Source organism: Candidatus Palauibacter sp. (assembly GCF_965213655.1).
Classification (GTDB): Bacteria; Gemmatimonadota; Gemmatimonadetes; order Palauibacterales; family Palauibacteraceae; genus Palauibacter.
The window spans coordinates 156,102-171,432 of the sequence record NZ_CBDBZT010000002.1; the positions used below are offsets into that span (position 1 = coordinate 156,102).

Genomic DNA, 15,331 nt, shown 5'->3' on the forward strand with positions numbered 1-15,331 from the left:
AAGCGGGAGGAGACCATGGCGAGGAAGAAGGATGCGACGGAGCGGGAGGTAGACGAGCTTCTCGACAGCCTGCTGGAGGGCCGCAGCCCGGAAGAGATCATGGGCGGAGGCGGTCTTCTGGAGGCGCTGACGAAGCGGGTGGTGGAGCGGGCGCTGGAGGGAGAGCTCACCGACCACCTGGGCTACGAGAAGCACGCGAGAGAGGGCCGCAACGGCGGCAACTCGCGCAACGGCCGTACGCGGAAGCGAGTGAAGACGGACACGTCGGAGTTCGAGATCGAGGTGCCTCGGGACCGTGATTCGACGTTCGACCCGAAGTTCGTCAGGAAGGGCCAGCGTCGGCTGGGCGGGTTCGACGAGAAGGTGATCGCGCTGTACGCGCGGGGCATGACGACGCGGGAGATCCAGGGTCACCTGAAGGAGCTGTACAAGGTGGAGGTCTCACCGTCGCTGATCTCGGCGGTGACCGACGCGGTCCTGGAGGACGTGAAGGCGTGGCAGGGCCGGCCGTTGGATACGGTGTACCCGATCGTGTATCTGGACGCGATCCACGTGAAGGTGCGTTCCCGGGGCCACGTCCGGACGCACGCGGTCTACCTTGCCCTGGCCCTGACGCTCGAGGGCAACAAGGAGCTGTTGGGGCTGTGGGTGGGCGAAGCGGAGGGGGCGAAGTTCTGGCTCTCGGTCCTCACCGAACTCAAGAACCGGGGGGTCGAGGACATCCTGATCGCAGCGATCGACGGCCTCAAGGGCTTTCCCGAGGCGATCGAGTCGGTGTTCCCGAAGACGCAGGTCCAGCTCTGCATCGTGCATCTGGTGCGCGGCTCGCTCCGGTTCGTCGCCTGGAAGGAGCGCAAGGCGGTCGCCAGGGACTTGCGGGCCATCTACAGGGCTCCGAGCCTGGAGGCGGCCGAGACGGCGCTGGAGGCCTTTTCTCAGCGCTGGGACGAGCGCTTCCCCATGATCAGCCGGAAGTGGCGGGCGAACTGGGCGAACCTGACCCCGTTCTTCGATTATCCGCCCGAGATCCGCAAGGTCATGTACACGACGAACGCGATCGAGGCCCTGAACGCGCAGCTCACGAAGGTGACGAGGAAGCGCGGCGCGTTCCCAACCCCGGAGGCGGTCAGGAAAGTGCTGTACCTTGCGATCGAGAGGGCGTCACAGCGCTGGACCCGGCCCGTTCAGGACTGGACCGGCGCCCTGAACCACCTGTCGATCGTGTTCGAGGGCCGAGTGCCCGTATGAGTGCGAGGGCCATTTACACAGAAAATCTGACAGTCCCACCCAAGCCGGCATCGGCCAGGCCGAGTTCGAGCTACGCGAGGCGCTCCGGCTCGAAGAGGTCGAGCGCAGGACGCGCTCGCTCCGCTCGCTCCCGGTCGCGCAGTCCCACCGGGATCCGAACCGGAGCTCAAATGCGGCTGCGGTGCCACCGTCCGCACCCGAGTCTCCCGATGCAGCCCTCGACGGCGCGCTCGCGTCCCTCGGGCAGTCCCTCGCCGCGCTTGAGACCGAGATGGCCGCCGGGCTGGCAACCGGAGAGTTCGGGCCCGGGGGAGGCAGTTCAGCGGCGCTGATAGGTCTACCCGCGTCCCGCACATCCGAGCCCGGCCGTTTTGTCCGGCCGCATGATCCGCCGGGCTGGGAGAGGATCCCCGAAGGCTCGTTCCTCGAAGCGGTGCTGCTCAGCCAACTCTCCGGCGAGTTCCCCGGCCCGGTGCTCGCCATGGTGTCGGTGCCGCTGTATTCGGCCGACCGGCAGCGGGTGCTGATCCCGCGCGGCGCGCGCGTCGTCGGTACCGCGAGCGCCGTCCAGAACCGGGACCAGAGCCGCCTCGCCGTGGCGTTCCACCGGCTGCTGCTCCCCGGCGGAAGCTGGATCGACCTCGAGTTCACCGGTCTCAACCAGGCGGGCGAGAGCGCGCTGAGGGACCAGGTCAACCGTCGCTACCTCTCGACGTTCGCGGCCGCCGGAGCGGTCGGCGCGCTGAGCGGGCTAGCGCTTGCCGGAGCCTCGCCCTACGGACTGCGAGCGGGCGTCGGCCAGGGACTCGGAGGCAGCGCCACCTCGATGCTCGACCGGTACCTGAACCGCATGCCCGAGATCACGATCCGCGCGGGCCACCGGCTCCGCATCTGGTTCACTGCGGATGTGCTCGTCCCAACCCCCCTCCGCGCCACACACCGATGACACGAAAGGACTCCCCCATGCGCCACCGCATCCTCGCCCCAGCACTTCTCGTCCCCCTGCTGCTTCTCGCGAATGCCACTCCCGCGAGCGCACAATTCGACTTCGGAAGCTGGTTCCAGCGGGCCACGATCATCGCGAACCAGCTCACGCAGATCTCGCACCAGGTCAGCCAGATCCGGTCGATGGCCCGCCAGCTCACGGAACTCGAAGACCAGCTCGACCACATGGAGCGCGCCGCCAAGGGCGAGATCGACGCGCTTCTGCAACCGTTCTCCGACCTCGCCGCCGACCCCGTGGGCCTCGTGCGCGACGGACTCGGTTGGCGGTCCGACTTCACGGGACAGGCCCGCGGCACGGTGGACGCCGTCCGGCGCTTCGGCAACGGCCGCTCGTTCACCAACCTCTGGCGCACCGCCCACGGGGCCGCCGACCGGGTGACGGAGGCGGACATCCTGGGTCTCTTCCGGGACCTTCCGCCCCGGGCCGCGACCCGGGCGCTCGAAGACTACCGCCGCGCCCGGGAGGCCGCCGACCGGCAGCGGGTCCTCGACTACGCGGCGCTGGACGCGGCGGCCGCGCTCGCGGAGACCATCGAGAGCGCGCAGGACTCGTTCGGTGACCTGACCGCGAACCGGAACTTGTCCAACACGGCCCTGCAGCAGGCACGGGTCGCCGCCGCGCTGAGCCAGGGGCGCATCAACGCGGCCGCGGGACAGGTGCTCGCCCACAAGGCGGCCGCCGAGGCGAGCCGGGCAAGGCAGGCCGAACTCGCCCGACTCGAATGGCTTGGACGTTGGCATGACGACCACGCTCGGGCGAACGCGCTCGCCGAGACGATGCGCGACGCGGCTTCGCTGAACCGGACCACACTCCGCGACGGCCTTCTGTTCCGCATTCCCTCGTTCTACCGGTAGGGGCGCGCCAGTCATGCAACTGCCTCCGCAGTCCATCGACCCGAACGTCCCCACGCGGATCCCGGAGAACCAACTCCAGGACTTCAAGAGCTTCCTGGACATCGTGCTCGACACCGTCGTCGGCGGAGCCGCGCCCGACGTGCACACGCTCGGGCTCCAGCTCTGGGGCGGGCTCGCCGCCGTGATGGTCGCCTGGACCGGACTCAAGATCGCGTTCAGCGGCACGTTCCAGCCTTGGGAGATCGTCAAGCTCGTGATCGGGATCGCGATCCCCCGCACGCTGCTCCACTACTACACCGTCCCGATCCCCGGCGTCGGGTTCACGTTCCCGGCCATGATCGCCGGCGGCGGGATCTGGCTCCAGAACCTCTTTCTGTCCGACGTGGTGTCCGCGGGCTACACCGAGATGACCGCGCTCGTGCAGGCGTACTCGGCGCACCTGAGCGCGGCGTGGTCCACGGGCAACCTGATCTCGATCGTGACGGCGGGCACCACGGTGATCTTCTCCTCGCTGGTCACGCTCGTGATGGGCGCGTCGCTCGTGGTCTGCCTGCTCGCGCTCTTCTGCGTCACCTACGCGCAGGTGATCTGGGCGCAGGTCGCCATCGCCATCGCGATCCTGCTCGGTCCCGTGTTCATCGCGTTCCTGCTCTTCGAGCCGCTCTCGTTCCTGTTCTGGGGATGGTTCCGGACCATGATGGTCTACGCGCTCTACGGCGTCGTGGCCGGGGCGGTGCTCAGGGTCTTCATGGGCGTGGGACTCGGCTACATCACGACCTACGCCGATGCGCTCATGGGCACCGGAACGGCGGACCCGTTCGAGCTCTGGCTGTGGGCCGTCGTCCTCATGCCGCTCGTCGTCTGCGGCCTCATGGCCGGACTCAAGGTCGGCGAACTCGCCTCGATGCTCGTGTCCGGTTCCGGCTCCGCCGGGTCCGGGTTCGTCGCGCTCGTCATGCAGGGCGCCAGCAGGGCCGCCGCCCCCGCCAAGCCCCCCGTCTGAGTTCCTGGGAGAAGCCAATGATGAAACGAGACAAGAGTGCCGGCCGCGAGTACGCCGAGATCTGGGGCGAGGCGGTCGAGGCGAACCGGAAGCTGCGGAGGATCCTGATCCTGCTCTCCGCAAGCATCGTGCTCGGCGTGGTGGTCCTGCTGAGGATCGCGGGCGCCGAGCCGCCCAAGCCGATCGTGATCCGAGTCGACGAGGTCGGCCGCGCCGAGGCGCTGGCCTACGAGGCCGCCACCGCGCAGGCCGATCCGCTCGATCCGACAACCAAGTACTTCCTGAACCGGTTCGTCCACGACTTCCACTCGCGGCGCCGGGCGACGGCGCAGGAGAACTGGACGAGGAGCCTCCGGTTCCTGAGCACCGATCTCGCGAACGCGGCGTTCCAGAGGGACGGCGCGGAGGTCGCGAGCGTCGCGGCGGGGACCGCCGAGACCGAACTCGAAGTCGAGCAGGTGGTGCTGCGCATCCACCCCGCGCCCGAGCCGCCGCACGGCGCGACGGCGGACTTCGACCTCGTGCATCTCAGAGGCGAACAGGAGCTGAGGCGCGAGCGCTGGACTCTTTCGCTCCGGTTCGAGTTCCTGGACTCCGTCGCGCCCGAGCTCGTCGTCCACAACCCGATGGGGCTCCTTATCACCTACATGCGCGCCGACCGGGCGCTCGTGACCGGGGGCGACCGATGATCGCGCATTTGAAGGGGCGCGAGAAGGCGCTTGGACACTTCGGCTGGACGGGCCGCGAGGCCGAGTGGATCGCGCTCGCGTGCCTCCACAGCGGCGTGTTCACGCGCGACCAGATCTGCGACTGGCTCGGCATCCACCCCCGCAGCGCGCGCCGGTTCATCCAGGACATGTCGGACCGGAGGCTGGCGTCCAAGGACCGGCTTGAAGGCCGGAGGGTCTGCCGGATCTACGCGCGGGCGGTCTACCGGGCGCTCGGCGCCGAAAACATCCGCCATCGCCGAATCGCCTCCGTTCGGGTGTTGCTTCGCCGCCTCCTCTCTCTCGACTACGTGATGGAGCACACCGGCCAGTCGTGGCTTCCGACCGAGCCCGAGAAGGTCGCCGCGTTCGAGGCGCTCGGGATCGAGCGAGCGCTGTTGCCCGTGCGCGTGTACCGGGGCGGCTGCCGCGATACGCGCCGCTACTTCCCTCTGAAGCTGCCCGTCGCGCTGGACGCCGGAGGCGCGGTGTTCGTCTACGCGGATCCGGGCCATGACACGGCGACCGGGCTCCGTTCCTGGGGCCGGGCCCACCGGGAACTCTGGGAGGGGCTCCAGGAGCAGGGCCGAAAGGTCGAGGCCGTCGCGGTCGTCCTGGGCGACGGGGAGTTCGACCGGGCGGAGAAGGTTCTGGCCAACTGGACCGACCCGAAGCGGTCCCCCAGCCGCTCGCAGGCGTCCGCAACCGGACGCGAGATCCGCCGCGAGATCGAGCGGATCGAAAAGGGCATCCGCGGCAGGGACAAGCGCGTGACCGGGCGGTACGGCAGCCTCCGGGGCTGCCTGGTGCGGCTCGCCGAACTGCGGGCCGCGCTCCCGACAGCGCCTTCGGAAGCGATGATCGACGGCTTCACTGTGTGGCGTTCGAGCCGTCTGTCGGGGGACCCGTTTTGAGCGCCGGATGCGGGTGCTGGTGGCGACTCCTGCGTGTCCGGCTCGCTTTGGGGGTCGCCGGACACGAAATCGCCGTTTGGCCGGACACGGCCCTGGCCGTCCATGTTGCTGGCGCGCTTGCGGTTGCGTCACAGCGAGGGGAGCGCCGACGCCAGTCTGCGTTCTCTGGAGGTGGCTGGGAGCGACCCCCCATCTCGGCAAACCTCGATTGGCGCCGGGGGGGATGGAGCCGGACAGCCCCATCCTTCCCTCCGCCGCAGGGTCGCTCCCAGCCAGCGGTCCGTCCCGGAAGGGTGCCCGACCGATGAGGTACGGTACCCTCGCCATCATCGGGAGCGCGGTCGGGGCAGTCGGCGGCCACGCGCTCAGGGCGCCGTTCCCGTCACCGGGCGCGAACCCGTACCTCGACCTCATTGCGTCGCACGACCCGGGTCTGCACGCCGCGCTCCGCGTCTGGCATTACGCATGGCCCGCCGTCCTGGTCGTGCTCGCGGGCTCGTTCGCGCTGTCCGTCTGGCGGGTCTGGCTCCAGCCGCTGTTCCGCCTCAGGCGGCGGGGTAAGCTGCCCGAGTGGCCCGTCTCGGCCGAGGACGAAGCGCCTTCGCTCGTGATCGGCGAGCTGCACCATCCGACCGTGCCGCGCGAGAGCGAGCAACCTTCGTGGCTCGTCATCCCCGAGAAGGGACTCTACACCGGCACGCTCATCGTCGGTGCCGTCGGCACGGGCAAGACCAGCGGCTGCATGTACCCGTTCGCCCACCAGATCCTCACCTGGCGCGCCGACGATCCCGGCCGCCGCGCGGGCGCGCTCGTGCTCGAAGTGAAGGGCGACTTCTGCCACCAGGTCCGAGGCATCCTCGAAGACGCCGGACGCGCGGACGACTACCTCGAGATCGGGCTCGGCGGCTCGGTCCAGTGGAACCCGCTCGACGATCCGCTGCTCGACTCCTACTCGCTCGCCTACGGCGTCGCCTCGCTCATCAACCAGCTCTTCGGCAAGTCTCGCGAACCGTTTTGGCAACAGGCATACACGAACCTCGTGCGCTGGATCATCGAGCTGCACCGGCTCCTGCCGGGCGGCTGGGTCACGCTCCAGGACATCTACCGCTGCACGGTGGACGCGGAGCTCCTGGCCCAACAGATCGGCGAAGCCCAGAAGATCGCGGACCAGGTATCCCCGGTGGACGCCGTCCTCACCAATGAAAACATGATCTCCCACGCCGACGCGCTCAAGAAGTGGAGCTGGGAGGAGGACGGCGACGACCGCGTGCGCTCGCGGCTGGACGCCGAGCTTCGGGCCAAGCTCGCGAAGCTCGAAGTCACCTGCGTGGTGGAGGCGGCCGGAGGCGGCGGGGGTAGCGAGTTCCGGGAGCGGGTCGAGGCGATCGGGCGGTGGTACGAGAAGGACTGGTCGAAGCTGGACGCCAAGCTCCGCACCTCGATCGTCGAGGGGATCAGCGTCTTCCTCTCGCTCTTCGATCAACCCGAAGTCGCGGGCATCTTCTGCCCGCCACCGCCGGAGACCGCCAAGCCGGAACCCGGGGACGGCGGTGAGGCCGGCGAAGACGACGACGACGTGAAGGGTCCGCCCATGCAGGGCCTGCGCCGGAGGCTGCCCCCGCTCGCCGAGTTGATCGAGGACGGCAAGGTGCTGGCGCTCAACATGCCCGCGGGCGCGAACCCGGCGCTCGCCCGCGCCATCGGCGTGCTCCTCAAGAGTGCGTGGATGCAGGCGCTGCTCCGTCGTCCGGCGGAGGCAGCCCTGCGTCCCGACCGCTACATGCGGCCCGCCGTGTTCATCTGCGACGAATATCAGGCGTTCGCCACAGTGGGCCAGGACGACCCGTCCGGCGACGAAAGGGCGTTCGCGCTCACGCGGCAGTGCCGGTGCATCCCCATCGTCGCCACGCAGTCGCTCTCCTCACTCCGCTCCGTGCTGCCCTCGGGCGAGGCGTGGCGCACGCTCGTCCAGACGCTCCGCACCCGGATCTTCCTCTCGCTCTCCGACGAGGCGTCGGCCAAGATCGCGTCGGAGATGTGCGGCTCGGTCATGAAGACCCAGCCCTCCTACACCTTCACCGAGACCACCGGCAGGCCCGAGTTCTCGCTCCTGTCCGGGCGCGCCGGGGGCGGACGCGGCACCATCGGCGCGAGCAAGTCGTTCCGGCGGCAGAGGGAGCCGGTGTTCACGCCGCGCGAGTTCGCACTGCTCGCGAACTACCAGGCCGTCTGCCTTCCCTACGACGGCGTCAAGTCGCTCCCCGCCCGCCGCGTCTATCTCAAGCCGCACTACCTGCCGAGAACCCAAGGCTACTGGCGGCAGCGCGAGGAGGGCCGGATATGAAGCGCGCCAGCGGTGTCGGCCACCTCACTCCGTTCCTGCCGGGGCTGGAGAAGCTGCTCGAAGACCCGGAGGTCTCCGAGATCATGATCAACGGTCCCGGGAACGTGTGGGTCGAGCGCGGCGGCCGCCTGGAGCCCCACAAGGCGCCCGAACTCACCGCCGCGTGGCTTCACCGTGCCGCCATCCACATCGCCCGGCCGCTCGGGCTCGATCCCGCCCAACGGCCGGTCCTGGACGCCCGGCTCGAAGACGGATCACGGGTCGCCATCTGCACCCCGCCCGCATCTCCCGAGGTCGCGATCACCATACGCCGGTTCGGGGGCCGCGCGTTCACGGCCGAGGACCTGGTGCGCCTGGGCTCGCTGCCCGAAGACACCCTCGAAGCCGCTCGGAGCACGCTTGCGGCCCGCCAGAACATCCTGGTCTCCGGCGGCACGGGCTCGGGCAAGACGACGCTCCTGAACGCGCTGATCGAACTGCTGCCCGAGGACGAGCGGATCGTCGCCATCGAGGACACGCTCGAACTCAGAATCGACCGGGCGAACTGCCTCCGGTTCGAGGCCGGGGCCATCGGGTCCGAAGCGGTCTCGATCCGCGACCTGGTGCGCCACGCGCTCCGCCACCGGCCCGACCACATCGTCGTCGGCGAGGTCCGGGGCGGCGAGGCCGCCGACCTGCTGCAGGCGCTCAACACCGGACACGGCGGCTCGCTCACCACCATCCACGCCAACAACGCGCGCTCCGCGCTCTCGCGGCTCGCGAGCTGCGCCATGCAGGCCGGAGACGCGCTGCCCTGGGAGGTCACCTGCCGGGGCGTCGTGGACGGGATCGCGCTCGTGCTGCACGTGGCCCGCCGAGAGGGCCGGCGGTTCGTCGAGGACGCGCTCGAGGTCTGCGGCTACGACGCGACGGCCGGCCACTGGATCACCGCGCCGCCGGGAGCGCGGTCCGGGACTTACCCGGAGACCGGAACCCATACCCACCCACCGAAGGAGGTGAACGCATGAGCTGGAACGGCGGAACCATCCCCATCGAAATCATCCCCGTCGACACGTTCGAGGACTTCGACCGTGAACTCGCGCGCGACGGCCGCGAGACGCTCGAAGTCGAGGCCGATCTGGCCGGGGAGTACGGCCTGTTCGCCGAGGAGGTCGGGACCGAGGACGAGATCCTGGCCGCCTGGGACGATCCGCACGGGGACGCCGGGGAGGAGGTGGACGAGCGATGAAGCACGACGAATATCATCGCAAGTTCGCCGATACGATCATCGAGCAGATCAGGCGAGGCACCGCGCCCTGGCAGAAGCCGTGGCAGCCGGGCGAGCGCGTGATGCCAAGGAACGTCGACACCGACCGCTCCTACCGGGGCGGAAACAGCCTCCACCTCGCCTCCATGCAGCAGGAAGCCGGCTACGGCGACGTGCGCTGGGGCACCTACCGCCAGATCCAGAAGCAGGGCGGCCAGGTCCGGAAGGGCGAGCGGGGCACGCGCATCCTCTCCTTCCAGGACAAGAAGCGGATCGCCGTGACCGACGAGCGCGGACGGCACAGGAGGAACGCCCAGGGCAAGAAGCTCTACCGCTACGAGAAGCTCAAGACCCCCTACGTCCGGCAGTACACCGTGTTCAACGCCGAGCAGGCCGACGGGCTGCCCGAGCGCTCGAACGCGCCGCCCGAGCCGCTCTGGAAGACCCATCAGGGGGCCGAGCGGGTCATGGAGGACGCTGGAGTGCCCGTCCGCCACGTCGCGGGCGACCGCGCCTACTACCACATGAAGCGCGACGAGATCGTGCTGCCCGAGCGCGGCCAGTTCCCCTCCGCGAACCACTACTACCAAACCGCGCTTCACGAGCTGGGCCACAGCACCGGCCACAAGGACCGGATGAACCGCGAGACGCTCATCGAGGGGATCGACGGCGGGTTCGGATCGGCCCAGTACGCGAGGGAGGAGCTGCGGGCCGAGATCAGCGCGATGATGACCGGCGAGCGCGTCGGCGTCGGCCACGACCCGAGCCGGGGCGCGGCCTACGTCGAGGGTTGGGTCCAGGCGCTCGAAGAGGACCCGCGCGAGATCCGGCGCGCCGCCGCGGACGCGCAGAAGATCTCCGACTTCGTGCTGGCGCGGCACCGCGAGCGCATCGCCGCGCGAGATCCCGTCGCCGTGGCGGCGGTTCGCACGCCCACGCGGGGACCGCAGCGGATCCAAGTACACGTGCCGAGGATCCCGGTCCCCGAGCGCGGCTTCGGGCCGAGCCGCTGACCCGTGAGAGGGAGAGAGACGTTCGGCCGCGCGGCCGAACCGGACCCGCGCCCCGCCGCGCCACCCAGCCGCAATCGCGAACGCATGCGGAAAGGCCACCGCCGAGAATACGCCGCGGACCGGGCGCGCGGGTCCATCTCCTTCTCCGAACGCTGCGCCGGGGCGCTCACCGACATCGGCGTCTTCGGCGCGGTCTCCTACCGCGACCTCGCGGAGGCCCGCTTCGGCGGCCATCCCCACACCACTCGGAAGGCCGTGAACGACTGGATCCGCAAGGGATGGGTCAAGGAGCACCGGGCCACCGGACCGAAGGGCAAGCCGTTCAAGGTCCTCTCGCTCACCCGCAAGGGTGTCGTCGAGGCCCGGAAAAAAGCCGCCAGGCGCGGAATCGATCCCGCACAGCGGATCGGAACCCAACGCATCCGGCCCGCCGAGGCCGGGCACGACACCGCCATCTACCGCGCCGCGTGCAAGGAGAAGCAGAGGCTCCTTGAGCAGGGCGCCACCGCCAGGCGCGTCCGCCTCGACGCCGAACTCAAGAGCGCCGTCGCGCGGGCGAGCGAGGCCGCCCGGCTCAAGCACGGCAGACAGGCCGCCGATGACGAACGCCGCCGGGTCGCCAACGAACTCGGGCTTCCAATCGATGAACACGGCAAGGTGCTCTACCCGGACGCTCAGATCGAGTACGAGGACGCCGAAGGGCGGACCGGGCGCGTCAACGTCGAGGCCGTCTCCGGCAACTACCGCGAACCAGCCGTCCGGGCCAAGGCCGCCGCCGGGTTCGCCATGCACGCCAACGGACCGGCCGCGGCGGCGCTCCTCGGCAGGCTCGGTCTCGGAAGTGACGGCGGTTCCTGGCTCAGGGGGCCAGCCGACCGCGACCCCGCTTCAGTCGAAATCTGACCCAAGGACTCAAGGTCGAAATCTGACCCAAGGAGGAGTATACGATGCAGCCTTGGAAGATCAGCGCGGGACTCACCGCCGCACTCGCCGGATCGACGTTCCTGATCGGTGGGTCCCGCCTCGAATACCTCGCGCCCCACTGGCCCGCGATCCTCGCCGAGCACGGCCTCACGCTGGCACTTCACGCCGTGCTCGCGCTCTCCGTCGTCGCGGCCGCGATCTACATGGTCGCCCGCGTCACGGGGCTCGCCGATCTCGGGAGCCGCGTCGATCTCGCCGAACGGTCCGTGCGGCGCGGCGAGGGGGATGCGGACCTCATCGAGGCGCTTCGGAGGGACACGCGAGGAGAGTGGGAATGAGCGCCCGCTCCCGTTGTACTCGTTGCGGAGCAAGGGTCCGGCCACGGGCGCCCGCCTGCCCGGTGTGCGGCGGTCTCGGACGCTGTCCGTGCGGCCGCATCGCCGATCTCGTCCGTACATCGAACGAGCGGCGATGCTGGCGCTGCGACGAGGGTCCGCGAACGCGCCGACCGAGCGCGGCCGGCCCACCGTGAACCGCTCCGGACGGACGCAGGCCCAGGTGGCCCACGACTACCTGCGCTCAACCGGCAAACGCCTCGACACGCGCGGCAGGGAATGGCGCGGACCCTGTCCGGCCTGCGGCGGCGAGGACCGGTTCCGCGTCTCGCCCTCGGGATACTTCCATTGCCGCAAGCATCCCGGCGATCCGCAGCACTTCAAGGCCATGGGCGAAGCGCTCGGATACCGGCTCGACACCCCGCCCTCCGACTGGTACGAGACACGGGCCAGGCGCGCGCGGAGGGATCTGGCGCTGACCGAGGAGATCGCCAACGGACCCATCGGCCAAGAGGACCCGGAGCGCGACCGGATCCTCGCGGAAGCGAGAGCCGAGGCCGCCAAAGCCGAGAAGGCGGCAAGACTCTGCGGGATCGTGGACGCCGCCGTCATGGGCGCGGCGCCGAAGGAGCTGGGCGTCGAGGTTCGCCTGGTCCGCGAATGCGTGCGCCAAGGCGTGCTGGCCGACCTCGCGCTGGGACCCGGGCGCGCGCGCCTCTACTGGACGGGTGCGGTCTGGGTGTCCGGGTCCGGCCGGGCCAGCCCGGGCAAGGCGGTCGCGCGGGTCTGGAACATCGGCGGCAAGCGCGCCCGAACCAAGGTCGCACGCGCCGCTCTCGACGTCCTCTACGCCCATGCACCCGAGCTGCAACCGGACGCCGATCCCATGCTGTGCGGCCTGCCCGGCCGGGCGGTGGTGGACCTCAGGCGGATCGAGGACCGGCCAGCCCGGAGGGAGGACGGGGTCACACGCTCTCTGGGGTGCGCGCCGGAGGGAGGCAACGCCGAACGGTTCGACGCGTTCCTGCACGAGATGTGCGGAGACGACGGGGACGTCGTCCGATGGCTCTGGCGCTGGTTCGGCTATCTGCTCACCGGCCAGACCGTCGTCCACCGGGCCGTCTTCCTCTACGGACGCGGCGCCGCCGGCAAGTCCACGCTCGTCGAACTGCTCACGCGCATCATGGGCGACTACGCCGCCCGAATCCCGCCCGACGGACTCATCGCCGCACGCGGAACCTCCGACCGCCACCCGGAATGGATGACCGCGCTCGACGGATCACGTTTCGCCTCCGCCTCCGAAATCCCCAGCTCGGGCCGCCTCAAGGCCGGCCTCTTCAAGGCGCTCACCGGCGCAGACACCATCCGCGCCAACCGGATGCGCGCCGACGGCTACTCCTTCCGCCCCACCGCCAAACTCATGCTCTACGGCAACGCCGAACCCCGGCTGCCAGGGTGGGACTCCGGACTCAAACGACGACTTGTCGTCATTCCCTGTAGTACCGCCAACCAACTTGACGAACGACTGCCCGAGACGCTCTGGCAGGAGGCGCCGCGCATCCTGGCCCGCCTGGTGGGCGAAGCGAACGCCGGCTGGCAGCGCCACCAGGCGGGCAAGCCCTGGATCGCGCCGACGCTGCCCCGGGGCATCGAGACAGCGACCGCGGACCTCTTCGACAGCATGGATCCCCTGGGCGAAGCGCTCAACACGCTGTTCGCGTTCGGCGACGCCTACGCAGCGGTACCGGCAAAGAGAATACGGGAGACGCTGACCGACTACTTCGACAACAACGGGCTCGGCACCGTGCCCTCCGCCCGTGCAATCGCTGCGGAACTGCGGAGACGTGGGTGCAAACGCGCCAAGCGCCACGGCGCGAGAGCCTGGCGTGGATGCCGGGAGGCCTGAAATGGGACCGATGCGACGGAATAGACCCACTGGTTGGGTTGTGCCCGCAGGCGCGCGCGTACGCAGGGCAACCTACGAAGGGGCCGTAACCGGCCGATTCGGTCCCAAAGGCGACAGCCCCGAGCCCTTTCTCCATGCCGTTTCGGGCTCAACCGACGCCTCACCCGCAGTGCGTCCGGCCCGAAGAGACCGGCGCAATACCGCCTCAGACACCGTAGCCTGCTCATGACCAGGACAAGACAACCCTCGATCAGAAAGCTGCCCGCCGCCTGGCGCCGGCAGGCCAAGACACTCCGCAAGTACGGCGGCCAGGCGCTCGCCACCGCGCTCGAACGCTGCGCCGACGAACTCGAAGGCACGATCCAGGAACGCGACGACACCACCTACTCGCTGACCGACGCGGCCCGGGAGAGCGGGTACTCCAGCGCACACTTGGGACGCCTCGTGCGCGACGGCAAGATCCCGAACGCAGGACGGCCCAACGCACCCAGAATCGCGCGCAGGCACCTGCCCCGGAAAGCTCGGGCCGAGCCGCGACTGGCGGAGAAGTCCCGCCGTGGCCACCTTTCAAACGCGCAGATCGTGCAGTCCATCATCTCGAAAGGAATCGAATGATGGCACGCACGAAACGTAGTCGGCGCTCCTACAGCGCCGGAGAGTGGGGCCGGAACCGGGTCCGGGTGTTCCCCGACCCGAAGACCGGCATCCTCCAGATCGAGTGGCGGGAAAACGGGCGCAGGCTCACCCGGTCCCTCACGCACCGCGACTGGTCGCGGGCGAAGCGGCAAGCCGACGAGTTCGCCGCCGGGTTCGCCGGGCCGGAGCTGAACGGCAAGAAGGACGCCGAGCCCGAACCGCTCACCCTGGGAACGCTTTTTGAAATCTACGGTGAGGAGGTGACGCCCTCCAAGGCGAGGCGCACACGGCAGCGCGACAGGGTCCTGACCGCCATGTTCCTCCGGTTCTTCGGCAGGGACCGCAGGCCCGAAACCCTCTCTCAGCGCGACTGGGACCGGTTCATCCGGGAGCGGCGCGCGGGCAGGGCGGGTATTACGGACCGGCCCGTGACCAACGGGACCATCGAGGGGGACTTGACGTTCCTGATGGCGGTGCTCAACTGGGGCGCGAGGTCGAGGGACGAGCATGGACGACTGTTCCTCGACAGGAACCCGCTCAGGGGCCTCAGAAAGCCCGTCGAGAAGAACCCGAACCGGGTCATTCTCGACGACGAGGAGTACCGGGCGCTCCTTCGCGTGTCACGGCAGGTCAATTGGCGATTCCACGTCGCCCTCGTGCTCGCGCACGAGACCGGACACAGGATCGGAGCGATCTGCAAGCTTCGCTGGACCGATATCGACCTCGAGGGCGGGGTGGTGCGGTGGCGCGCGGAGCACGAAAAGACCGGCTACGAGCACACCACGCCCGTGACCGACGAGGCGTTGGCGGCCTTGAAGGAGGCACGATGGATGAGCGACGCTACCGGCGATGCTCCGGTGATGCCGGCCGGGACGGATCCCATCAGATGCATGAGCACCAGCTGGGCCTACCGGTTTTGGTGCAGGGCGGAGACGCGGGCGGGGTTGGAGCCGAAGCACGGTCGGGGCTGGCACTCCCTGAGGCGCAAGTTCGCGTCCGACCTCATGGACCAACCGCTGAAGGTCCTTTGCCAACTCGGGGGCTGGAAAAACGCGCACACGGTGCTCAGGTGCTATCAGAGAGCCGATGAGGGACAGCTCAGGAAGGCGCTGGAGAGCCGCCCGAAGGTTCGTGCCTGAGAACCCAATCGGCGGGAGTCAATCGGCGGGAATCCGAGCTGCGAAATCCGTAAACT

At 69.4% G+C, this 15,331-nt stretch carries 15 protein-coding genes; all 15 read left to right on the forward strand.

Annotated features, from left to right (window positions below; genetic code table 11):
• Positions 1-15 precede the first annotated feature (15 nt).
• The 15 genes from ACOOGH_RS01730 to ACOOGH_RS01800 all read left to right on the forward strand — a co-directional run bounded on the left by ACOOGH_RS01730 (position 16) and on the right by ACOOGH_RS01800 (position 15,275).
• Positions 16-1,248 (forward strand): IS256 family transposase, encoded by a 1,233-nt coding sequence (locus tag ACOOGH_RS01730; protein WP_420438216.1) that lies wholly within the window; start codon positions 16-18, stop codon positions 1,246-1,248.
• Between the two features lie 181 nt (positions 1,249-1,429).
• Positions 1,430-2,194, forward strand: coding sequence for a TrbI/VirB10 family protein (locus tag ACOOGH_RS01735; protein ID WP_420447269.1), 765 nt, complete (start codon positions 1,430-1,432; stop codon positions 2,192-2,194).
• A 17-nt stretch (positions 2,195-2,211) separates the two neighbouring features.
• Positions 2,212-3,108 (forward strand): hypothetical protein, encoded by an 897-nt coding sequence (locus ACOOGH_RS01740; RefSeq protein WP_420447270.1) that lies wholly within the window; start codon positions 2,212-2,214, stop codon positions 3,106-3,108.
• Between the two features lie 13 nt (positions 3,109-3,121).
• Positions 3,122-4,111, forward strand: coding sequence for a type IV secretion system protein (locus ACOOGH_RS01745; RefSeq protein ID WP_420447271.1), 990 nt, complete (start codon positions 3,122-3,124; stop codon positions 4,109-4,111).
• A gap of 17 nt (positions 4,112-4,128) precedes the next feature.
• The gene (locus ACOOGH_RS01750) at positions 4,129-4,800 is read left to right on the forward strand and encodes a VirB8/TrbF family protein (RefSeq protein WP_420447272.1); all 672 of its coding nucleotides are present in this window, start codon (positions 4,129-4,131) and stop codon (positions 4,798-4,800) included.
• Complete coding sequence (locus ACOOGH_RS01755; RefSeq protein ID WP_420447273.1) at positions 4,797-5,732, forward strand: hypothetical protein; 936 nt, start codon at positions 4,797-4,799, stop codon at positions 5,730-5,732. The genes ACOOGH_RS01750 and ACOOGH_RS01755 overlap by 4 nt, the downstream gene beginning before the upstream one ends.
• A 304-nt stretch (positions 5,733-6,036) precedes the next feature.
• Complete coding sequence (locus ACOOGH_RS01760) at positions 6,037-8,076, forward strand: type IV secretory system conjugative DNA transfer family protein (RefSeq protein WP_420447274.1); 2,040 nt, start codon at positions 6,037-6,039, stop codon at positions 8,074-8,076.
• Positions 8,073-9,083 (forward strand): CpaF family protein, encoded by a 1,011-nt coding sequence (locus tag ACOOGH_RS01765; protein WP_420447275.1) that lies wholly within the window; start codon positions 8,073-8,075, stop codon positions 9,081-9,083. The genes ACOOGH_RS01760 and ACOOGH_RS01765 overlap by 4 nt, the downstream gene beginning before the upstream one ends.
• Positions 9,080-9,304 carry a hypothetical protein gene (locus ACOOGH_RS01770; RefSeq protein WP_420447276.1) on the forward strand — a complete coding sequence of 75 codons (225 nt, stop codon included), beginning with the start codon at positions 9,080-9,082 and terminating at the stop codon, positions 9,302-9,304. Before ACOOGH_RS01765 ends, ACOOGH_RS01770 begins: the two co-directional genes overlap by 4 nt.
• Positions 9,301-10,335, forward strand: coding sequence for an ArdC family protein (locus ACOOGH_RS01775; protein WP_420447277.1), 1,035 nt, complete (start codon positions 9,301-9,303; stop codon positions 10,333-10,335). Before ACOOGH_RS01770 ends, ACOOGH_RS01775 begins: the two co-directional genes overlap by 4 nt.
• A gap of 3 nt (positions 10,336-10,338) precedes the next feature.
• The gene (locus ACOOGH_RS01780) at positions 10,339-11,238 is read left to right on the forward strand and encodes a hypothetical protein (protein WP_420447278.1); all 900 of its coding nucleotides are present in this window, start codon (positions 10,339-10,341) and stop codon (positions 11,236-11,238) included.
• Between the two features lie 44 nt (positions 11,239-11,282).
• A complete protein-coding gene (locus ACOOGH_RS01785) occupies positions 11,283-11,597 on the forward strand; it encodes a hypothetical protein (protein ID WP_420447279.1) in 315 nt (104 codons plus the stop codon).
• A gap of 133 nt (positions 11,598-11,730) precedes the next feature.
• Positions 11,731-13,500, forward strand: a complete 1,770-nt coding sequence (locus tag ACOOGH_RS01790) for a phage/plasmid primase, P4 family (protein ID WP_420447280.1) — start codon at positions 11,731-11,733, stop codon at positions 13,498-13,500.
• A 225-nt stretch (positions 13,501-13,725) separates the two neighbouring features.
• Positions 13,726-14,115: a hypothetical protein gene (locus tag ACOOGH_RS01795; RefSeq protein ID WP_420447281.1), complete on the forward strand. Its 390-nt coding sequence runs from the start codon at positions 13,726-13,728 to the stop codon at positions 14,113-14,115.
• Positions 14,115-15,275 (forward strand): tyrosine-type recombinase/integrase, encoded by a 1,161-nt coding sequence (locus tag ACOOGH_RS01800; RefSeq protein WP_420447282.1) that lies wholly within the window; start codon positions 14,115-14,117, stop codon positions 15,273-15,275. Before ACOOGH_RS01795 ends, ACOOGH_RS01800 begins: the two co-directional genes overlap by 1 nt.
• The last annotated feature ends 56 nt before the right edge of the window (positions 15,276-15,331 follow it).